At 59.3% G+C, this 21173-nt stretch carries 19 protein-coding genes and 1 pseudogene; 7 read left to right on the forward strand and 13 right to left on the reverse strand.

What is annotated here, in order from left to right; genetic code table 11:
* Positions 1 to 12 precede the first annotated feature (12 nt).
* The 3 genes from LU682_RS10605 to LU682_RS10615 form a co-directional block, all read right to left on the reverse strand.
* The gene (locus LU682_RS10605; RefSeq protein WP_010954786.1) at positions 13 to 246 is read right to left on the reverse strand and encodes a PLD nuclease N-terminal domain-containing protein; all 234 of its coding nucleotides are present in this window, start codon (positions 244 to 246) and stop codon (positions 13 to 15) included.
* 13 nt (positions 247 to 259) lie between these two features.
* Positions 260 to 1462: a zinc-dependent alcohol dehydrogenase gene (locus tag LU682_RS10610; RefSeq protein ID WP_060489923.1), complete on the reverse strand. Its 1203-nt coding sequence runs from the start codon at positions 1460 to 1462 to the stop codon at positions 260 to 262.
* 148 nt (positions 1463 to 1610) lie between these two features.
* Positions 1611 to 1922 carry a response regulator gene (locus LU682_RS10615; RefSeq protein WP_232014126.1) on the reverse strand — a complete coding sequence of 104 codons (312 nt, stop codon included), beginning with the start codon at positions 1920 to 1922 and terminating at the stop codon, positions 1611 to 1613.
* Between the two features lie 198 nt (positions 1923 to 2120).
* Here LU682_RS10615 and LU682_RS10620 point away from each other — a divergent pair, with 198 nt between their 5' ends.
* The gene (locus tag LU682_RS10620) at positions 2121 to 3239 is read left to right on the forward strand and encodes a sensor histidine kinase (RefSeq protein ID WP_010954783.1); all 1119 of its coding nucleotides are present in this window, start codon (positions 2121 to 2123) and stop codon (positions 3237 to 3239) included.
* Positions 3240 to 3244: 5 nt separating this feature from the next.
* Here the strand turns inward: LU682_RS10620 and LU682_RS10625 are convergent, their stop codons facing one another.
* Positions 3245 to 3646, reverse strand: coding sequence for an NUDIX domain-containing protein (locus LU682_RS10625; RefSeq protein WP_049587734.1), 402 nt, complete (start codon positions 3644 to 3646; stop codon positions 3245 to 3247).
* Between the two features lie 214 nt (positions 3647 to 3860).
* Between LU682_RS10625 and tnpA the strand changes: the two genes are divergently transcribed.
* The 3 genes from tnpA to tnpC all read left to right on the forward strand — a co-directional run bounded on the left by tnpA (position 3861) and on the right by tnpC (position 6112).
* Positions 3861 to 4181 carry an IS66-like element accessory protein TnpA gene (tnpA, locus tag LU682_RS10630; protein WP_010954781.1) on the forward strand — a complete coding sequence of 107 codons (321 nt, stop codon included), beginning with the start codon at positions 3861 to 3863 and terminating at the stop codon, positions 4179 to 4181.
* Entirely contained in the window at positions 4178 to 4513 is a 336-nt protein-coding gene (gene tnpB, locus LU682_RS10635; RefSeq protein WP_004575513.1) for an IS66 family insertion sequence element accessory protein TnpB, read from the forward strand. Before tnpA ends, tnpB begins: the two co-directional genes overlap by 4 nt.
* Before the next feature lie 63 nt (positions 4514 to 4576).
* Positions 4577 to 6112: an IS66 family transposase gene (gene tnpC, locus LU682_RS10640; protein WP_010954780.1), complete on the forward strand. Its 1536-nt coding sequence runs from the start codon at positions 4577 to 4579 to the stop codon at positions 6110 to 6112.
* A gap of 213 nt (positions 6113 to 6325) precedes the next feature.
* Here the strand turns inward: tnpC and LU682_RS10645 are convergent, their stop codons facing one another.
* The 3 genes and pseudogenes from LU682_RS10645 to LU682_RS10655 form a co-directional block, all read right to left on the reverse strand.
* On the reverse strand, positions 6326 to 6652 hold the full coding sequence (locus LU682_RS10645) for a con-10 family general stress protein (protein ID WP_010954779.1): 327 nt from the start codon (positions 6650 to 6652) through the stop codon (positions 6326 to 6328).
* A gap of 666 nt (positions 6653 to 7318) precedes the next feature.
* On the reverse strand, positions 7319 to 8113 hold the full coding sequence (locus tag LU682_RS10650) for an OBAP family protein (RefSeq protein ID WP_049587738.1): 795 nt from the start codon (positions 8111 to 8113) through the stop codon (positions 7319 to 7321).
* A gap of 428 nt (positions 8114 to 8541) precedes the next feature.
* A pseudogene (locus LU682_RS10655) lies at positions 8542 to 8652 on the reverse strand (transposase domain-containing protein); the annotation flags it as partial.
* 270 nt (positions 8653 to 8922) lie between these two features.
* Here LU682_RS10655 and LU682_RS10660 point away from each other — a divergent pair.
* A complete protein-coding gene (locus LU682_RS10660; RefSeq protein WP_010954777.1) occupies positions 8923 to 10131 on the forward strand; it encodes an MFS transporter in 1209 nt (402 codons plus the stop codon).
* Between the two features lie 156 nt (positions 10132 to 10287).
* Entirely contained in the window at positions 10288 to 10893 is a 606-nt protein-coding gene (locus LU682_RS10665; protein WP_010954776.1) for a TetR/AcrR family transcriptional regulator, read from the forward strand.
* Positions 10894 to 10994: 101 nt separating this feature from the next.
* Here LU682_RS10665 and LU682_RS10670 read toward each other — a convergent pair whose 3' ends face one another.
* Positions 10995 to 12266: a chloride channel protein gene (locus LU682_RS10670; protein WP_110771825.1), complete on the reverse strand. Its 1272-nt coding sequence runs from the start codon at positions 12264 to 12266 to the stop codon at positions 10995 to 10997.
* A 226-nt stretch (positions 12267 to 12492) separates the two neighbouring features.
* Positions 12493 to 13854: a Na+/H+ antiporter NhaA gene (nhaA, locus tag LU682_RS10675; protein WP_010954774.1), complete on the reverse strand. Its 1362-nt coding sequence runs from the start codon at positions 13852 to 13854 to the stop codon at positions 12493 to 12495.
* Positions 13855 to 14157: 303 nt separating this feature from the next.
* On the opposite strand from nhaA, the gene LU682_RS10680 reads away from it, so the two are divergent.
* Positions 14158 to 16131 carry a BCCT family transporter gene (locus LU682_RS10680; protein ID WP_010954773.1) on the forward strand — a complete coding sequence of 658 codons (1974 nt, stop codon included), beginning with the start codon at positions 14158 to 14160 and terminating at the stop codon, positions 16129 to 16131.
* 27 nt (positions 16132 to 16158) lie between these two features.
* Here LU682_RS10680 and LU682_RS10685 read toward each other — a convergent pair whose 3' ends face one another.
* From LU682_RS10685 to LU682_RS10700, 4 genes are all read right to left on the reverse strand, one after another.
* Positions 16159 to 16575, reverse strand: coding sequence for a DUF1850 domain-containing protein (locus tag LU682_RS10685; protein WP_010954772.1), 417 nt, complete (start codon positions 16573 to 16575; stop codon positions 16159 to 16161).
* A complete protein-coding gene (locus LU682_RS10690) occupies positions 16572 to 18599 on the reverse strand; it encodes a TRAP transporter permease (protein ID WP_010954771.1) in 2028 nt (675 codons plus the stop codon). Before LU682_RS10690 ends, LU682_RS10685 begins: the two co-directional genes overlap by 4 nt.
* Before the next feature lie 27 nt (positions 18600 to 18626).
* The gene (locus tag LU682_RS10695; RefSeq protein WP_010954770.1) at positions 18627 to 19577 is read right to left on the reverse strand and encodes a TAXI family TRAP transporter solute-binding subunit; all 951 of its coding nucleotides are present in this window, start codon (positions 19575 to 19577) and stop codon (positions 18627 to 18629) included.
* A 104-nt stretch (positions 19578 to 19681) separates the two neighbouring features.
* Positions 19682 to 21136 carry a TrkH family potassium uptake protein gene (locus tag LU682_RS10700; RefSeq protein WP_010954769.1) on the reverse strand — a complete coding sequence of 485 codons (1455 nt, stop codon included), beginning with the start codon at positions 21134 to 21136 and terminating at the stop codon, positions 19682 to 19684.
* Positions 21137 to 21173: the final 37 nt, after the last annotated feature.

Raw genomic sequence — 21173 nt, forward strand, 5'->3', positions numbered from 1 at the left:
GGGCCTGGAATATCAGCCTTTGCTGTGCTCGTCGGAAGTGGGCCCAGTGCCTCGCTTGATGCCTCGCGGGCCAGCAACGCCCCATATCCCCAGGCCAACAAGCGGTAGGGCCACGATCAGGAGAGCCCAGGCCGCTTTCACGGCATCGGTCTTGTCGCTCCGGAACACGCTGACGATGGCCCACAGGTCGATGAGCAGAAGAATTGCCGCTACGGCAATCCAGAAGTAACTGGCGAGACCGTTCATGATCATTCCTCCTCTAGAGGTGGTCAGGGCCCAAGGTGCCGGGTGCAGCACCTGGCACGAGGATGACCTTGCGGCAGTTATCCTGCTTTTGATCGAACATTTTGTAGCCCATGGCCGCCTCTTCTAGGGCTAAGCGGTGAGTAACGATCAGTTCCGGTTGCAGGCGCCCTGCTTCGATGTGCTCCAGCAGTTCGGGAAGGTATTTTTGAACATGGGTCTGACCCATCTTGAAGGTCAGGCCTTTGTCGAAGGCATCACCGAACATGAAGCCGTGAATGAACCCTGCATAGACGCCGGGCACGCTGACTACGCCGCCACGTCGCACAGCCGCGATGCTCTGGCGCAGGGCCTTGCCGCTGCTACCCTCCAGTTTCAAGGCCGTCATCACGGTTTCCGTGGTGCTGCCTTTGGCTTCAAACCCGACCGCATCGATGACCGCGTCCACGCCACGCATACCCGGTGTCTGGCGAATGATGCTGTCGGCAGGATCATCATCCTTTTCGAAGTTGATCGGGATGACGCCATAGGCTTCCTGGGCATAGGCCAGCCGGTAGTCGTTGTCATCCACCATGAAGACGGTGTGCGCGCCCAGCATCCGTGCGCAGGCGGCACTCAACAGCCCCACTGGCCCCGCGCCATAGATCGCTACCGATGAGCCTTCGCCAATCTCGGCATTGATGACCGCTTGCCAAGCGGTGGGAAGGATGTCGGATAGGAACAGCACTTTGTCATCCGCGAGGGTCGTCGGGACTTTGAATGGCCCGACATTGCCTTTGGGCACCCTAACGTAATCAGCTTGGCCTCCAGGGATCCCTCCATACAGATGGCTGTATCCGAACAGCGCTGCGCCTGGTGGTATGCCCTTTTTGTTGATGATCGATCCGCGCCCGGTATTGGTGGTTTCACAGGCAGCGAAGAGATCATGCTGGCAGAAAAAGCAACTTCCACAAGCGATGACAAAAGGAATCACCACTCGGTCGCCAACCTGCAGGGTCGTCACGTCCCTGCCAACCTCTTCCACGATGCCCATGAACTCGTGGCCGAAGATGTCGCCTTGCTCTGTTTCCGGGATCTTGCCTCGATAGAGGTGGAGGTCGGATCCGCAGATGGCGGTGGCCGTCACCCTTAAGATGATGTCGTCTGCGTCTTGGAGGATGGGGTCTGGGACAGAATCGACCCGCACATCGTTAGCACCGTGGTAGGAGACTGCTCTCATAGTCTTGCTCCTGCAAAAAAACCGTGGGGTATGCAGGGGAAGTCTTTTGGGGTGGCAAAGTTCAGACCAAACGCTTCAGTGGTGGGGGAAGCAGTTTTGATTGGCGCTAGGTTACGAGTTGGCGCCAGATGGCGACATGTCCCGATCCTCACCGGGTGGGTAGCAGCTCTTGCATGGCGCGGCTGAGCGAGTCCAAGGTGCAGGGCTTTTTAATGAAGCGCGCATTGGCAGGTAGGGAGCTGGGCGAAAAGACGACATGACCTGAGACGATGATCACTGGCAACTCAGGATGCTCCCACCAGATGGCTTTGGCTAATTCGAGACCATCGATGTGCCCGGGCATCTGTATGTCAGTAATGACTAGGGAAAGGTCTGGAATTTTCTCCAAGATGGCCAAGGCATCGTCCGCACTGGCGCAATCAGTGACGGTGTGACCGAGGTGCGTGACGGCCTCGGTCATCAACCACCGAAGAACCTCATCGTCCTCTACTACCAACACCTGGTGTCGCATAGTTAGCCTCCCGCCCTACCTCTACAGACCTGGCATATAACAACGCGTTCCAAAGCGCTGACAGAGGATGACGAAGTGGTTTCTTTGCCCTGATGACTCAATGGGCTAGGCTGAACGCTTGGTACGTGTGGATGGTGGGAAACCGTAATGCGCCTGTACGACTTCATTGAGAGTGATATGGGAAGCATTCTCCAGGCTTGGGAGGATTTCGCACGTTCGGTCAAGACGGACTTACCCACTCAGGATTCAGCCGGCCTCAGGAATCACTCTGAGAAGATTCTGCGCACCGTTGCCGCTGATATGCGTACTGCTCAGACTGCGCATCAGCAGTCTGAGAAGGCGCAAGGCAGAGGCCCTCTAATGAGCAGCGATACGGCGGCTCAGACCCATGCCATTACTCGTTTGATAGCGGGCTTTTCGATGGATCAATTGGTCTCTGAGTACCGAGCGCTGCGCTCGAGTGTTCTATCGCTCTGGCTGGCAAAAGAGACGCTCCGAGACGCAGAGCATGTTCAGGACATGATCCGCTTCAACGAGGCAATAGACCAAGCCATGGTTGAATCCATTGCAGCCTATGGCGCAGCAGTGGAATCAACTCGAAAAATGGTACTGGCTGTGCTTGGCCATGATCTGCGTTCGCCATTGGGTGCGGTACTCATGGCTGGTGATCTAATCCTGCGACAGGATGAGTCAGGTGAGAAGGTAAAACTGCTCGCCGCTCAGGTTTGTAACAGCGCTCGCCGGGCCAACAATATGGTGAACGACCTTCTGGATCTGGCGCGCTGTAATTTGGGAACAGGTATCCCGGTGCACCTGCAGCAGGTGGAGCTGAACCCGATCTGTCGCTCGGTCATCGAGGAACTGCGCGCGGGTTCCCCTTGGGCGAACATTATTTTGAACGAATCCGTACAGATCACCGGTCAGTTTGATCCTGATCGCATGGCTCAGGTCTTCTCCAATTTGATTGGCAATGCCCTGCTCCATGGTGACTCGACGCTACCGATCCAGGTCACTTTCTTCAGCGAAGCCGGAGTTCCGCGCTTCAGCGTGCACAATTCCGGAGAGCCGATTCCCAGCGATGTGATGCCCTATCTGTTCAAGCCAGAGGGCAGATATTCAAGCTACGCGGCAGAAGAAAAGGGCTCAGCCGCTGGGTTAGGGTTGGGGCTATTCATCGCATCGGAAATAGTCGCCAGCCATGGTGGCAGGATAGAGGTCGAGTCTGGCGTTGAAGGGGGGACGACCTTTCAGGTCATTCTGTCCTGATGGCTTCAGTCCGACTGGAAGCGCCTACCGTTGACAGCTAGGAAACCTTCTCGCCTCAGCAATTCGGTGTTTGTAGGTTTGACGGTAACCTGCTCGAGTTCGGGAGCTGAGAACCAGCGACACTCCACGATCTCGTGTGAGGGGTGCGGCTGTACTGACATTGGCACGTTCATGCGATAGAGCCAGTGCTCTTCCGATTGGAGCACGCTGTGTCCGAGGAACTGAGCATCCGTCAGTTGCATGCCGGTTTCTTCACAGAGCTCTCGACGGGCTGCTTCTAGCTGGGTCTCTCCAGGATCGATTTTTCCGCCTGGCAGTGACCACTCGGAGGCTTCCTTGCGCACCAGCAAGACTTTGTCGGCTTGCAGGCAAATGACCGTGGAGTGCAGTTCTTTCGATTGGCTCATGACGGTTCCTCCGGTATGAACGGAAGGCCATACCTGCATCTGGAAGTTCACTCCGCTCGGTGAATGGCCTGTCGGGTCGTTGCACCAACCTCTCAGCATGATTCCAGCCGCTTCGTAAGCGTCCGGCGAACTCACCTTCCGAACTCCAGCATTAAGGGCGATGGTGTCCGCGTATTTTTAAGCGGACGCGATCACCCTTATCGCCAGGATTTCCATGCGCCAACGAAGCTCTTATCCGAAACCGTTCAAAGCCCAGGTCGTTCAGGAATGCCTGCAACCTGGCGCAACCGTGTCCAGTGTCGCCATCAACCACGGCATCAATGCCAACGTCATCCGCAAATGGCTGCCGCTCTATCGAGATCTGCCCGCAGCGGCTTCACTACCAGCTTTCGTCCCGCTAAAAGCCGCACCTAAACGGCCAGTCGAAGCGTCAGTGATCATCGAGTTGCCCGTGGCCGGGCAAGTGATCACGGTGAAATGGCCAGCCTCGGATCCCGAGGGTTGTGCGCAATTTATTCGGGCTTTCGCTCAATGATCCGCATCGATGCCATCTGGCTGGCCACCGAGCCGATGGACATGCGCGCTGGCACCGAGACAGCATTAGCCCGGGTGATTGCGGTGTTCGGTGCGGCGAAGCCGCACTGCGCTTATCTGTTCGCCAATCGCCGGGCTAACCGGATGAAAGTGCTGGTGCACGATGGCGTCGGTGTCTGGCTGGCAGCGCGTCGACTGAACCAAGGCAAGTTCCACTGGCCCGGCATTCGCCACGGCTGCGAGGTCGAACTCGACAGCGAACAACTCCAGGCGTTGGTGCTGGGCCTGCCGTGGCAGCGCGTCGGTGCAGGCGGTGTGATTAGCATGCTGTAAACGCCGGCCATTTGGCCGGTCTACTTGTCGTCGCCCCGCGCCTGCTCTGGCACAATCGGCGGCATGACTTTCTCGCCCAACCTCGACCAGATGACCCCGGAACAGCTTCGTGCCTTGGCGGCACAGGCGTTGCAATTGCAATCCCAGGTCGAGGCGATGAGCAGGAAGATTCAGAACGATGAAATCCTCATCGAACAGTTCAAGTTCGAAATCGCCCTGCTCAAACGGCACAAGTTTGCCAAGCGCAGCGAGCAAATCAGCCCGGCGCAAAGCAACTTGCTGGATGACCTGCTCGACACAGACCTTGAAGCTATCGAGGCCGAGCTAAAACAGCTTCTCCCAGATGCGCCACAGGCCGAACCACGACAATCCCCGAAACGTGCGCCTTTGCCGCCGCAGTTTCCACGCACGGTGATTCGTCACGAACCCGAAAACACCCAGTGCGTCTGTGGCTGCCAACTTCAACGCATCGGCGAAGACGTCAGCGAGAAGCTGGATTACACGCCGGGCGTGTTTACCGTCGAGCAACATGTGCGGGGCAAATGGGCCTGTCGCCAGTGCGAAACCCTGATCCAGGCCCCGGTGCCAGCCCAGGTTATCGACAAAGGTATCCCGACCACAGGTTTGTTGGCCCACGTGATGGTGGCCAAGTTTGCCGATCACTTGCCGCTGTACCGGCAGGAGAAAATCTTTGGCCGTGCCGGGCTGGCAATTGCTCGCTCGACCCTGGCGCAGTGGGTCGGACAAACCGGCGTGCGGCTTCAGCCACTGGTCGATGCACTGCGTGAAGCCGTGCTGAATCAGGGCGTGATCCACGCTGATGAGACACCGGTGCAAATGCTTGCGCCAGGCGAGAAGAAAACCCACCGGGCCTATGTCTGGGCGTACAGCACGACGCCGTTTTCAGGGCTCAAAGCGGTGGTTTACGACTTCAGCCCAAGCCGTGCTGGCGAACATGCGCGCAACTTCCTGGGTGACTGGAACGGCAAGTTGGTCTGCGACGACTTCGCTGGCTACAAAGCCGGTTTCGAACAAGGCATCACTGAAATCGGCTGCATGGCCCACGCCCGGCGCAAGTTCTTTGATTTGCACGTGGCGAACAAAAGTCAGCTGGCTGAACAGGCCCTGCACTCGATCAGCGGCTTGTACGAGGTCGAACGTCAGGCGCGGGACATGAGTGATGAAGAGCGCTGGCGAATACGACAAGAATTGGCGGTGCCGATCCTCAAAAAACTGCATGACTGGATGTTGGCTCAGCGAGACCTGGTGCCCAATGGATCAGCCACGGCCAAAGCCCTCGATTACAGCCTGAAACGCTGGGTAGCGCTGACGCGCTACCTGGATGATGGGGCTGTGCCCATCGACAACAACCAGGTCGAAAACCAGATACGGCCATGGGCACTCGGGCGCTCGAACTGGTTATTTGCGGGATCCCTGCGCAGCGGTAAGCGGGCTGCGGCAATCATGAGTTTGATCCAGTCGGCGCGCATGAATGGGCATGATCCGTATGCCTATCTCAAAGATGTGCTGACGCGGCTGCCGACCCAACGGGCCAGTGAGATCGGACAGTTGCTGCCGCATCAGTGGGTGCCGGCCTGACTTACGCAAGGTGAGTTCGCCGGACGCTTACGCCGCTTCCACTAATCCGGGCGGTTGTTGCTCTCTAAGCGGCCTGCGCTTTCTGCGCGGGATTTTTTCGGCTATCAATTGGGAAACTGTACTGTTTCCTTAGCCGGTCATTCCGTCATTCCTCGAATGGTGGCTTCGAAGATGTTGGGGAAGCCAGGGTTATCCCTCTCCCTGGCTATTTGCTCAGCGGTTGTCTTCCGCCATTCCGCTGTCTTCGTCCTGAATAGCTTGCGACTCATCGTCCATACCTTTCTCCCGGTCAGTTTTAATACCGGTGGAATGGCCTCCTTGGCCACCCCGTTGGGATGCACCACCGGCACGCTGAGGATCATCTTCCTGACGGTTACTGCCGCTGCCATGCCCAGTTTGCTGATCCTCAGGTCTCCCTCCGGACATTTGACCGCCTTTCTGGCCTGCTTCAGACGCCCGTTGTGGATCATTGGCAAAATTGCCAGGGTTGTTTTGAGCGGTGCCGCCTTGCTGACCAGCTTTCTCTTGATCGTTAGCCATGATCTCGCACCTCGTGTGTTCACACAGAGAGCCTGTGTTTTCTTCGGATGCTGGGAGAGTGCGGGATGCTCCCTTTACTTTCGTGCTAGCTGACCGGGTGCGCGAAAGATCGTAATACGCAACGTATCGTGTGATAAAGACCGTTGCAATGGCATAGCTAGGTGTGGGGATCTGAGCGCGGCTAACTTACTTCCAAGAGGGGCAAACGCTGCCGGATGTCGGCGATAAGCCGTCTGCCTTCTGCCTGCATCAGATCGCCATAATTGGCAGTTGCGCCACACCTTCGGCACGTGAGGATGGCCTTTTTGTTCAACTTTATTGGTGTCACAAGGTCTTGCCCACCGCATTTGAGACATCTCAGTGTGACGCTCACAGCTTTCCTCTCCATGGATGTTGATGAGTATCCTTCCGTTGCCGTGCTGTTCGCGAAACACGGTGCGGTAGATGGAGTGGCGCGGTGTGCTAAACGTTCACTTTGACATGAGGCTAGCTTGCCCAGCCCGCTGCTGGATGATGGCAAGCGGAGCGCGCCGGCCCAAGGATGGGCCAGAGCGTGAGGATGGAAGCCTTAAAGGGCCGTAGCTTGGCTTTGCCAGGCTGCGGTTTACGACAGCCGTCCCAGGAGAGGCACGCCAGGGGCATAGCTACATGCAACTGTCCCAGGTGCTATTGGCTGGAACGGCTGTTCGCTTTCTCAGATATCGACGTGGCGGGCCGATGCAGATGAACACCTGTTGGATCGGTGATCTGAATAACGTTGCCGTGTTGCCAACCATCCGCCTTGGGATCAGCCGCAGGGATTTGAATGTCAGCCCGCTGAGCTTTGGTTTTTGCCGCATCCACCCCCAGACGGCGATTGCGCTGCTCGACCATCGCCGGGTCAGCCTGGCCATCCATTGTGAACCCCATCATCAACTGCGGAACGCCCACAGGAAGAGCTTTATCTTGGTCGGTGTGCCACGTGTGCCATGTCTTCCCGTAGGTATGGGCAAGCCGCTCCATCAGCGCATGCTCAGCAGTCGCGGGTATGCCTGGTGCAACCAACTGACCGGACGAGACTTCATAGCCGTGGCTGTGCCACATCGCCTTCTCGTTGGCCGGCAGACCAGCAAACAGCTTTTCGTCGATGATGTACTCGACACCCATGATCTTCGCTTCCTTGGTATTACCGTCGAAGATGACGCACTGGATGACATCCTCATTCAGGATGGAGCAGTAGTGATGCGCTTCCATCTGCACATCAGGATGTCCGTTGTAAAAGTGGAAGCCATCCAGGTAGGCGTTGATGGCCTCAATGGGCGGCTTGGCCTGCAAGGTCGCGGCGCCGGCTTCCAGCAACTGAGTCTTTGCGGTTTCGGGCCTGCCAGGCGTCTCCACAGGCGACTTCGTCTCAGGAGCAGAGCAAGCCCACAGAAGACTACAGGCCAGGGGAAGGGTTATAAATCTGATGAGTTGTGGCATGAGAGTGGCTCTAGCTAGTGTCCTCAAGGGACAGCCTGGGCCTGCTGAACGGACAACTCAGAAGACAAACGGCCGAATTCTAGGCAAAAGAAAGCCCGCTGCTAGGCGGGCTAATGGGAGCTTCTATCACACGTAGGGATAGGATGAGTGTTGCCTAGGTGTCGTGAAAATTGGGTGAAAGAAAAGTCCCTACAATGTCATCGCAGGGTTCGCCAACGCAGGGCCAGCCCATGCGCGTGATCTGCGACATATGCGACGGTTCACGTCATTGAATCTTGGTGTCAAATGGTAAGCGGAGCGCGCCGGCCCAATGGGCCAGAGGCATGAGGAAAGCCCTGATTATTCAAGGCTTTTTGCGTTTCTTAACCGATCCACGTTCCCTTCCTGCCGCAAGGTCAGGGCTTGGTTTACCGTGGCTTCCCCGACTTTCACTTCCACGGCAATAGCGATTCGTAATCCTCAACCTTCGCGGCATGCGGCAAGTCCTCCAGTACGTGGCGAAGCCATGCATAGGGTTCTTGGCCGTTGGCTTTGGTGGTTCAAGCAAGCTCTCAATTGTGCGCTGACTGAAGTGACGTTCGTGGCGACTGGCCTGCGGGCCTCATCGCTCACACCTTTCAACTCTCGCTTAACGGCGAACGAGTGCTCGGGACACGCAAGGCGTCACGGGGCAGGGCGGCTGAATAAGGACGTTCCCCGTCGAGTATTTACATTCAGTTCGTATGATAATAAGGTTTTAATCATACGAGCTGCATGTATTTTGCCTTGAGCGTGACTGCCCAAGGGCCTTTCGATAAGGAGAGTCGAGCGTGTTCAGTACCTACCGCGAGTTGTTCCAGGCCAAAGGCGCCAAGGGCTTCGCCTTGGCCGGCCTGCTGGCCCGGCTGCCGTTGCCGATGACCGGTATCGGGATCATCACCATGTTGTCTCAGATCACCGGCAGTTACGGCCTGGCCGGTGCGGTGGCGGCCACCTTCGTGCTGACCTATGCACTGATGTCGCCGCAGATCTCGCGCCTGGTCGACCGCCATGGCCAGGGCCGCTTATTGCCGGCCGCCGCCGGGCTCAGCGTGCTGGGCATCCTTCTGCTGTTGGCTTGCAGCTATTGGCGGCTGGCGGACTGGACCCTATTCGTCGGGGCCGCGCTCGCCGGCTTCATGCCCAGCATGTCGGCGATGGTGCGCGCGCGCTGGACCGCGATTTACCGCGGCAAGGCGCAACTGAAGACAGCCTACTCGCTGGAAACCGTTCTTGACGAAGTCACCTTCATTGCTGGCCCGCCGATTTCGGTGGGGCTGAGCGTGGCGGTACTTCCGCAGGCCGGTACATTGGCTGCTGCCGTGTTCCTGGCCATCGGCGTGTTCGCCTTGGCGGTGCAGGTCGGCACCGAGCCGCCAGTAGAGGCCGATGCCGCCACCGGGCAAGACAGCATGTCGGTGTTCAGGCTGGCCGACGTACGCCTGCTGACCTTGCTGATGGTCGCTATGGGCTTGATCGTCGGTACGGTCGACATCGTCAGCGTGGCATTCGCCGAGCAGATGGACATGCCGGCTGCGGCCAGCGTGGTGCTGTCCTGTTATGCCATCGGCTCCTGTGTCGCGGGGCTGGTGTTCGGTGTCCTGAAACTCGATACCCCGCTACACAAGCTGCTACTGCTGGGTGGGTTGGCGACGGCGGCGACAACCTTGCCGCTGCTGGTGGTGGGAAACATCATCGGGCTGGCCATCGCCGTGCTGGTTGCGGGCCTGTTCTTCGCCCCGACCATGATCGTGGCGATGTCGCTGGTAGAGCGCATCGTGCCCGAAAGCAAGCTGACCGAAGGGATGACCTGGTTGCTCGCCGGTCTCAACGTTGGAGTTGCCGGCGGTGCCGCAGCATCTGGGCAGGTGGTCGATGTGTGGGGTGCCCAGGCCGGATTCAACGTGGCCTTGGCCGCCGGGGCCGCAGTGTTGTTGGTCGCGCTTTGGGGCTACCAGCGCATGCGCGACCGAGCCCGACAGGCGTCGTATTCGCTTTGATCGGATTCAGGGCTGGCCGCCAGGCTTGGGGGCTCGGTCACCGCGCGACGATACGACAGGCTTGTCAGTGCGCCTCGCGCCCAAGACAATGCGTGCAAGCGGTATGAATACTCGTATACGCCTACCCCATGCCGCCAGACCACAAGGAATAGCTGGATGGTTCGCCGCACCCGCGCCGCAATGCAAGAAACCCGAGCCCTGTTACTGGCCACCGCCCGCCAGATGTTCAGCGAGCAGGGATTTGCGCACGCCTCGATGGATGATCTGACCGCCCGGGCGGGCTTGACGCGGGGGGCGTTGTACCACCACTTTGGCGACAAGAAGGGCTTGCTGGCAGCCGTCGTTGAGCAGCTCGACGCTGAAATGGACGAGCGCCTGCGTGCTATTACCGAGACCGCCGATAACGCTTTGGACGGCTTCCGCCAACGCTGCCACGCCTACCTGGAGATGGCGCTGGAGCCCGAGATCCAGCGTATCGTATTGCGCGACGCCAGAGCGGTGTTGGGGGGCGGCTCGCCTGAGGCCCAGCGGTATTGCATAGAGTCGCTGCGCCAGTTGATCGACAACCTGGTACTAGAGGGCGTTTTCGTCAACGCGCACGCTCAAGCGCTGGCTGCGTTGATCTACGGCAGCTTGGCTGAAGCGGCTGTGTGGATCGCGGAGGCCGAAGACGGCAATGCACGCTTGGCGCAGGCTGGCAAGGCGTTCGACCTGCTGTTGCTCGGGGTGCTAAAGCGGCCAACAGACTCTACGGACGCGTGAATGCGCGCGACAGTTCCACCTTGTTGGGAGCCCCGTCCCCCTCAAGGCAGTTCCGCTACCTGACTACCCGTTAACGTCTGGCAGGGCAGGCTTGGTGCTGCTCAAGGTTTTTCGGTAGTGCTCGGTTGGCGAGCGGCGGGTTCTGTGGAAGAAGACGCGGCAGCATGAAGCTTGTCGGTAATCTGCTTGGCCAAGGCATGGTAAAGCGAGACCGGAGACACCCATCCAGAGATGGCCGCCGCCATCAGTGTCGCGGCCAACATGGGAATGGCCAGGTCCGGGCTGTGTGTCAGTTCAAGCACGATGACCGAGGCGGTCAGTGGCGAGCGTGTCACACCGGCCAGGTATGCGCCCATGCCAAGTAGTGCGCCTGCCTGAGGGTCAACATCGGGCAGCAAGCTCAACAGCGGCGCAAAGGCGGCGCCGATGCTCAGCGAAGGCGAAAAGAGCCCGCCTGGAATCCCGGAAAGATAGGACGCGACGTTGGCCAGAAACTTCCACAGGAGAAAGCTTGTGTCCGTGATCGGCTGCCCCTCCAGCAACGCACGCGTTTCTTCATACCCGGTGCCGAATACATGATTGCCAGAGACGAGCCCCAAGGTGGCCAGCAGCAACCCACAGGTGGCAGCAAAGCGCACTGGATAGCGTCCGCGTAACTTACAGACCTGGCCGAGTATGCCCTTGTCGGTGGGCAGCACAAGCTTGGCGTAAAAACCACCCAGCAGCCCGCCCAGCACTGCACAGGCAGGAACGACGCTCCAGCCCCAGTCCACCGGCATCCGACCGCTGATCTCGCCAAAGTAGGCGTAATGCCCCATCAGCCCCAGCGTCACGACTCCGCCGATCAGCACCGCAGTGAGCACCAAGCCACTGAAACGTTGCTCGAACGTGCGGCTCAATTCCTCAATGGCAAAGACTACCCCCGCTAACGGTGTATTGAAGGCTGCCGCAATACCCGCAGCGCCTCCGGCTAGCACCAGGCCAGCGATGGTGCGCCGGCCGTGCAGGCCTAAACGTCGGCCAAAGGAATAGAGCACTGCGGCGCCGATGTGGACGGTCGGGCCTTCCCGGCCAACCGAACCGCCGACCAGCAGGGCGCCCAGCGTCAGGCTCATGCGTGCTGCAGCCACAGGGAGCGAGAGTAATCGGGCGCGCAGCCGGCGAGAGGGCATTTCCAGGGCGGCGATGACTTGGGGGATGCCGCTACCCTTGGCATTTTCAAACCATCGTTGCGTCAGATAAGCCAGGGCCGCGAAACCCAGCGGAGTGATGAGAAGAGGTGACCAGGGTGCCCATTCCAGCAAGCGCTTGAACGAAGCGAACGCCGCGTCGGCTAGCCAGGCGAAAGCCAGCGCAACGAGCCCCACCAGCAATGCCCCGATCCAGAACGCCAGTCGCTGACGCCATTCTCGCCAGCGTGAACGGCGGGGGAGTGAAGGTGCAGGTCGGGTAGGGTCGGACATTGTCCACACATGGCTGACTTGGAAAGCCGTGAGTATGGCGTGTTTTCCCGCACAGGCCTACCCGACACAGGTTGTAGCCGCACCGGGAGTGGCGATCCGCTTGCCCAACTGCAAGGGATCGCCAGTCCGGAATTGGCTAGGTGGGCGAACCGGCTTTGGTAGCAGACGCTGCGCTGCGCATGCTCCACACCCCCCAGGTCAACCCCAGCACGGCTGCGATCAACGACGCGGATAGCACACCGAGTTTCGCGGCCCCAAGTGAGCCAGGGTCGACGAACGCGAGGTTGGCGATGAAGATCGACATGGTGAAACCGATGCCGGCCAGCAGCCCGACCAGCATGATGCTACGCCAGTTGACCTCGGCGGGAAGCACGCACCAGCCCAGGCGGACCATCAGCCAACTGACGCTGACGATGCCCAAGGGCTTTCCTGCAACCAGGGCGACAGCGACGGCGATCATGACCCACTGGGGGCCTTCTGCGGACAGGTCGACGCCCGAAAGGCTGACCCCGGCGTTGGCCAAGGCAAACACCGGCATGATGCCGAAGGCTACCCAGGGGTGCAGGGTGCCTTGCATGCGCACTACCGGCGGCAGCAGTTCGCGCTGGGCCAGGCGCAGTCGTTTCAACGGGTCCATGAGGTCGCTGGCATCTTGCTCAGGCGCTTTGGCGCGCCCCAGCAATTCGCCGGTGAAGCGGGTAATGGCGTCCAGTGGGCGCTCACGCATCGGCATTGCGGTGACAGGTGTCATCAGGCCCAGCACGACGCCTGCGAGGGTCGGGTGGGCGCCGGTCAACAAGATGCCCAGCCAGACGATCGCACCGGGAATGACATAGGCGTAGGCTGAACCCACTCCGATCTTCTGAAGCCCGATCACCATTAGCAGGCCGATCACTGCAACGCCGAAGCCGGTGTAATCAAGGCCGCCTGAGTAGAAGAACGCGATGATCAGGACTGCGATGATGTCATCGATGATTGCCAGGGCGAGGAGGAATACACGTACGTTGGACGGGATCGACTTGCCGAGCAGGGCCAATACGCCCACCGCAAAGGCGATATCCGTCGCCGTTGGCACGGCCCAACCTTGTTGGTCTGCTGGCGCGTGACCAAAACTCAGGTAGAGGAGTGCGGGTACCGCTACGCCGCCGACAGCGGCTGCCATGGGAAGCGTGGCTTGACGCAGGCTGGACAGTGCACCTTCGTGGATCTCGCGGCGGATCTCCATGCCCACGACCAGGAAAAAGATGGTCATCAGGCCATCATTGATCCAGAAATGCAGGGACTGCGAATAGACATGCGAGCCCACGCCGAACGTCAACGGGGTATGCCAAAGGGCTTCATAACTGTCGGCAGCCGGGGAATTCGCCCAGATCAGGGCAGCGACTGCGGCAATCAACAGAACGATGCCGCTGACCGCTTCAATGTGCAAAAAGCGTTCAAGGTTGGCGAAGGCGCGCTCGGCCAGTTTCTGGGCGCGAGGTAATTCTTGTTTATGCATAGGCACAGGTGCTCCCGCATGGCGGCCCGACCTGCGCTGTTCTTTAACCTGCCTCACTGCACCGTGCAGCTGGCACCCGTGCGGTAGTCTACCGAATAACCACTCGCAGATGAACAAAAAGCGCCAAACCATTCACTCCAATGAGGCGTCGGTTTGAGATTTTTTCCTGCAGACGTTAGGGTTTGTGGTTGTTTTCGAGCACACGGAGCTTGGCAAACGAGAGTTTATCCAGCTGCTAGCCTTGGTAAATGTCGTCGTGCCCAGGCACGCTGTGCTCATCGCCTTGCAAGGAGAACTGCCGCTATGACTGCAGCCCCCAAACCCAGGAGCACCCTCAATCCACCTGTCTTCTACACCAGTGCGATACTTGTTTTTCTGCTGGTCTTGTACGCCACGGCATTTCAGGAGCACGCCCAAACGCTGTTCGAGCAAGTCCAGCGATGGATCATCACCAATGCCAGCTGGTTCTATATTCTTGTTGTAGCGTTGGTGTTGATCAGCGTGGTGTTTCTGGCCGTCAGCCGCTATGGCGACATCAAGCTAGGCCCTGACCACAGTGAGCCGGATTACCGAAAGAGCAGTTGGTTCGCCATGCTGTTCTCGGCAGGAATGGGGATTGGCCTCATGTTCTTCGGCGTGGCCGAACCGGTCATGCATTTCTCCACGCCGCCCGTGGGCGATCCCGGCACCGTTGCCGCGGCGCGCGAAGCCATGAAAATCACCTTTTTCCACTGGGGCCTGCATGCCTGGGCGATCTATGCCATCGTCGCGCTGATCCTGGCCTACTTCAGCTTCCGCAATGGCCTTCCGTTAACCTTGCGTTCGGCACTCTATCCGCTGATCGGTGAGCGAATCTATGGCCCTATAGGGCATGCCGTGGATGTCTTCGCCATCCTCGGCACGGTGTTTGGTGTGGCCACCTCGCTGGGTTATGGGGTATTGCAGATCAACAGCGGATTTCATCATGTGTTCGGTTTGCCGGTAAACACCACCGTGCAAGTCATCCTCATCACCGCCACCTGCGCATTGGCGACGCTTTCGGTGGCTAGCGGCCTGGATAAAGGTATTCGCATCCTGTCCGAACTCAACCTGAGCCTGGCGGTGATCCTGATGCTGTTCGTGCTGCTGCTTGGGCCTACGGTGTTCCTGCTGCAGACCTATGTACAGAATACCGGCGCCTACCTTTCGGACATCGTCAATAAAACCTTCAATCTCTACGCTTACGAGCCCACCGACTGGATCGGCGGCTGGACCTTGCTGTACTGGGGCTGGTGGTTGTCCTGGTCGCCCTTCGTGGGTTTGTTCATCGCACGTATTTCGCGAGGGCGGACCATCCGCGAATTCGTCTGCGGCGTACTGTTCGTGCCTGCGGGTTTCACCTTGCTGTGGATGACGGTGTTCGGCGACTCGGCAATCCATATGATCCTCAACGATGGCGTGAAGGATCTGGCTGCTGTGGTCAGTGAAGACAGTTCCCTCGCGTTGTTTGCTTTCCTGGAGCATTTTCCGTTCTCCAGCATCATTTCGCTGGTCGCGGTGCTGATGGTGGTCGTGTTCTTTGTGACCTCGGCGGACTCTGGTGCGCTGGTCGTGGATATGCTCGCCTCCTCCGGACAAGGTCACTCACCCCTGTGGCAACGGATCTTCTGGTCAGTCTGCATAGGCGCAGTCGCGATCGCGTTGCTGCTGGCGAACGGCCTCAAGGCGCTGCAGACCGCGACCATTGCGAGCGCTTTGCCGTTCGCGGTCATCCTGCTGGTTGCGATTTGGGGCTTGTTCAAGGCGCTGAGTCTTGATGCGACTCGCCGCGGGTTGCGCAATCAAGCCTTGCCGGGCCCACGCCATACCCGCCACCCACACGGCGGCTGGCAGCGGAGGCTGCGCAATATTGCATTGATGCCTCGCCGGGTTCATGTCACGCGCTTTATCGCCGAGGTGGTGAGGCCGGCCTGTGAAGAGGTCGCCCAGGAACTGCGCAAGCAAGGCTACGAGGTGAGCGTGAATGAGCGTGATGATGGGCGGGTATCTCTGGAGCTCTCCCATGCCGGTGAAGGACGTTTCCTCTACGAGGTGCGGCCACGGGCCTTCAATACGCCAAGCTTCGTCATGCGGGACACCGAAGACGGTGCCGATTCCCGCAAGTATTTCCGCGCGGAAGTGCATCTGCGAGAAGGGGGCCAGGACTACGACATCATGGGGTGGAGCCGTGACGATGTGATTGGCGACATCCTGGATCAGTACGAACGCCACCTGCATTACTTGCACGTGGTGGGCTGAAGTGGATTCGGTCCTGCCCTGTCGCCGTCAGGGCAGGGCGGTTCGCCTGCTGTCCAAAGGCGGATTTTCACAGGCCCAGAAGTCTACTGCAGCAATGCGTTCGCTCGGCGGTCCTAACCAATAGGACAGTGGCTGGCACCCGTCTGTCGTGCAGACCTGGTAGTCACCAGCCTCGGGCGTTCGCCCGGCGTGCAAGGGCTGCAGCGGTGGTAGATGACGACGATAGTGCCAAGTGCCGTCACGCAGTTGAGCGTCGTCCGGAATCTCCATGCCGGCCCCGCTGCCTTTGACCCGTGCCTCTACCAGTACCAGGCCCACCGGGGTCACCTGATAATCCTCTTCCCAGCGGACCTTTTCGATACTGTGCTGCCACGCAAGGGTAAAACCGTTCAGTGGCAGGCTGACCCAGACCACACCGGCCAACCCAACGCAAAGGCTGATCATGCGAGGTGGCCAGAGGCCGGTCGGGTTCGCCAGTAGTGCCAACCCAGCACTGCCGCACCCAAAGCAAAACCGACCTCATCGCTGATGGGCGCGGCAAGTATCAAGGACACACCAGCCGCGAACGCCAACAGGCGCTCCCACCAGGGCATGGGGGCACGCAAATGCCCGATCGACGCACATCCCCAGAGGGCTACCGCGAACGCCGCCTTGATCACCATGTACAACGTGGAGCCCATGCTGTCACCTTGCATCATCAACGCCGGGTCATAGACCGCCATGAAGGGCACAACGAAACCGGCCAAGGCAATGCGCACCGCCCAGAAGCTGATCAACAGGCCTTTTTCCTTGGCAATCGGGGCCGCTGCAAAGCACGCCAATGCCACTGGCGGCGTCAGGTCGGCCAGGATGCCGAAATAGAACACGAACATGTGCGAGACGATCAGCGGGACCCCGAGCTCCAACAGGGCGGGGGCGGCAATGGAGCTGGTGATGATGTAGTTGGGGATGGTCGGGATGCCCATACCCAGTACCAGGCAAGTGAGCATGGTCAACACCAGCGAGAGGAACAGGTTGTCCCGTCCCAGGTCAAGGATGTATCCGGCAAAGGTGGTGGCCAGGCCGGTCAGCGAGATGACTCCGATAATGACGCCGACCAGCGCACAGGCAATGCCCACCGGCACCGCATGACGGGCACCCTCCGCGAGGGCCATGACGCATGCGTGCAGGGTCGCACGGCCGCCCTGGACAAAGCAGCACGCAATGGCCAGGCCGGCAATGACCATCAGGATCACCCCGATCCCCATGCGGAAAAAACCTGAACACAGTATCCCGAGTGCAACCCAGAAAGCCGCGCGCAGCCAGGTTTTTTGAGCGCGCAGGATGATCGCCGAGCCTAGGATGACGATGGCGGTCAGGGCCAGGCCGACCATTCCCGAGTACAAAGGTGTTCGCCCGGAAAACAACAGGGCGACCAGAACCATCAGCGGTACCAGCAGGAACCAACGTTGTCGCAACGCATCCCAGGCACTCGGGCACTGTTCGCGAGGCAAGCCGTGCAGATGGCTGCGCCGAGCCTCCAGGTGGACCATCCAGTAGACCGAGCCGAAGTACAGCAATGCTGGGATGAGCGCGGCTTTCGCCACCTCGGCGTAGGGCACGTTGATCGTCTCGGCCATGATGAACGCCACGGCGCCCATCACCGGCGGCATCAGCTGGCTGCCCATGCTGGAGGTCGCCTCGACGCCACCGGCAAATGCAGGTTTGTAGCCAAAACGCTTCATCAGCGGAATGGTGAACTGTCCGGTGGTGACGACATTGGCCACCCCCGAGCCGGTAATGGTACCCATCAGTGCCGAGGAGAACACCGACACTTTGGCCGGCCCTCCGCTGCGATGGCCGAACAGCCCCATGGCGAAATCGGTGAACAGACGAATCATGCCCGCCTGCTCGAGAAATGCGCCGAACAGGATGAACAGGTAAATGTAGGTGGCTGAGACATAGGTCGGTGTGCCATACAGCCCTTCGGTGCCGAAGGCCAACTGATTGACGATCTGATCGAGGCCGTAGCCTCGATGCGCGAGTTCGCCTGGCAAGTGTTGGCCAAGCAACCCATAGGCCAGAAACAGGGCGCAAATGATGGGCAACGCTATGCCCATGACGCGTCGCGCGGCTTCAAAGACCAAACCAATAAGCAACAGCCCCACGATCAGGTCACTGGTGGTCAGCTCACCGGAGCGTTGAATCAGATCCCCTTCGAAGTACCACTGGTATGCAGCCGTCGCCATTCCCGCAAGGCCCAGCAGCCAGGCAAGGGGTTGCCACGGCCGACGGTGGCCAACGAATGAATAGCTCAGGTACACCACCAGCAACAGGAACCCCACGTGTATTGCACGCAGTACTTGGGTGGAAATCAGGGGGAAGGCCGCCGTGGCGATCTGGAAAACCGAAAAGACCAATGCCACGGCAAAAAGCGCGGCAGGCCAGCGATCGGTGCTGGCGTGAAGACCTTGCGCGGTATCACTCATACGCTGCTCCATGGCTCAGGAATGTCATCAGGGGAGCAGGTTTTTCTCCTTGAAGTACCTCGCTGCTCCTGGATGCAGCGGAATGGGCAGGTTCTTGGCGGCATTTTCTGCCTGGATATCTTTCGCTGCAGCGTGGGCCGTGACCAGGCGTGGAAGGTTCTCGAATATCAGCTTGGTCATCTGATAGGCCAGGTCATCGCCGATGTCGGCGCGGGTGACGAGGATGTTGTTGATGGCCGCCGTTGATACGTCCGCACTCTGACCATCATAGGTGTTGGCAGGAATGGTGGCGGGTTGGTAGGCGTTGTTGCCAATGCGGGTCACGACCTCGGCAGGGATAGGCACGAACACTACCGGCAAGGTCGCGGCCAGGTCTCGGATAGCCGCTTGACCGAGCCCTGAGGATTGCAGCGTGGCGTCAAGCTGACGGTTCTTGATCAGTTCGACGGACTCCGCATAGGGCAGGTATTCAACTTTTCCCATGTCCTGGTAGGTAAGCCCCGCAGCTTTGAAGATGGCGCGGGCGTTCAGTTCTGTCCCGGACTTGGGGGCTCCAACCGAGATACGCTTGCCTTTGAGGTCTGACAGGGATGTGATCCCAGACTCCTTGCTGGCGACGATCTGGATGTAGTTCGGGTAGGTACCTGCGATGGCACGGAGTTTCTTCAAGGGCGTTTTGAATCCAGCCTCTGCATCGCCCTTCCAGGCATCTGCCACCGAATCCCCCAGTGCGAATGCCAACTCCCCTCGACCGGCTTGCAACAGGTTGAGGTTCTCTACCGAGGCCTTGGTGGCTTGCACCGTGGTCTTGCTGCCCTCTATGCCGTGGCTGTAGATCTGTGAAATGCCTACGCCTACCGGGTAATAGACGCCACTGGTACCGCCTGTGAGGATGTTGATGAAGGTCGGTGCGGCCTGGGCAGCCGCGCTGACAGCAAACAAGGTGCTGGCCAATGCCAGGCGAAGGGCTGGGTTCATGGCGTCGTTCTCCGCTTGTTGTTGTTATTCCTGCGCCAGTAAACCTAGAACGAATATGCTGTCCCTGCCCAATTTTATGGCTGATTGGCTGGATGGCCTCTGCTCTAGAATCGCCAGAAGACTGGCGAGACCAGTACCAGTACGGTGAGGATCTCGAGCCGTCCAAGCAGCATGCCAACCGTCAGCAACCATTTCGCTGCGTCCGGCAAGGAGGCGAAATTACCTGCTGGACCGATAAGCGTCCCCAGGCCTGGACCGACGTTGCACACGGCGGTGGCCGCCCCGCTCAACGCCGTCATCCAGTCGAGTCCTATCAAAGACAGGCCCAGGGCGATGACCGCAATGGTGACGGTGAAGAAGAACGAGAACGTCAGCAGTGACCGTACGATCTCTTCATCGATGGGGTGCCCATTGTATTTCTTCGAGATCGTTGCCCGTGGATGGATCAACTGCTTCAGGCTGCTGACAAGCAAGGCCGCGGCCACCTGGAAACGGAATATTTTCAAACCGCCGGCGGTGGAGCCCGAGCACCCGCCGACGAACGTCAGGTAAAAGAACAGCATGATGGCGAAGCTGCCCCAGAGTGTGTAATCACCCACGGCAATGCCTGTTGTGGTTACTACCGAGGTCACATTCACCGCAACGATACGAAACGCATCCCACCAGGCCAGATTGCTGTGCAGGCAGAGCCAGGTTCCGACGGTGAGCCAGACGAAGACGAGAAAACCAATGAAACCGCGAACTTGATGGTCCTTGAGCAGGATGCCTCGATGGCCACGCAGCGTGGCGACATACAATGTGAAGGGCAGGCTGCCGAGTATCATGATGACCACAGCCACCCAGTGCACCGCTGGCTGCTCCCAATGGCCCAGCGAGGCATCCGAGGTAGAGAAACCACCGGTTGAAACCAGCGACATCGAATGATTGATGGCTTCGAACGGGGTCATGCCGGCAGCCCACAATGCCCCCGTCCCCAATGCAGTCAGGCCCAGATAGACCAGCAGGATTATCTTGGCTGCCACATGCGAACGCGGCGTCACTTTGTCAGACCAATCCGAAGACTCGGTCTGGAACAGGCGCATGCCGCCCACGCGCAGCAGTGGCAGGATCGCCACGGCCATGCCGATAAAACCAATGCCTCCCAGCCAGTGCAGCAGCGAACGCCATATCAGCAGCCCCGGCGATGCACTGTCCAGGCCGGTCAGCACGGTCGAGCCGGTGGTGGTGATTCCCGACATGGTTTCGAAGAACGCGTCCGTGTAACTGATGTGTCGAATGAACACCATTGGCAGCGCCGCGAATGCGCACACGATGACCCAGCTTGCCGTCGTGAGCAGATACATGTCCCTGGTCCGCAGTTGCGGTGTGTCGGGTACGCCGCGGGCCACCATGAGCAGGCCGACACACAGAACGATCAGGCTCGACCAGACGAATGCACCGAGGTCGTCGCTGCGGTCGTACACCAGCAGCGTCAGCATTGGAATCACCATGCTGACGGCCAACGTGATCAGGAATACACCAATAATGAAGGCGATGAAACGCAATGCAGGAAGCGGCATTGAGGGAGCTCGTTGGGACAGTGCCGGCAGTATTGCC

The sequence above is a fragment of the Pseudomonas alloputida genome, assembly GCF_021283545.2.
In the GTDB taxonomy this organism is placed as follows: domain Bacteria; phylum Pseudomonadota; class Gammaproteobacteria; order Pseudomonadales; family Pseudomonadaceae; genus Aquipseudomonas; species Aquipseudomonas alloputida.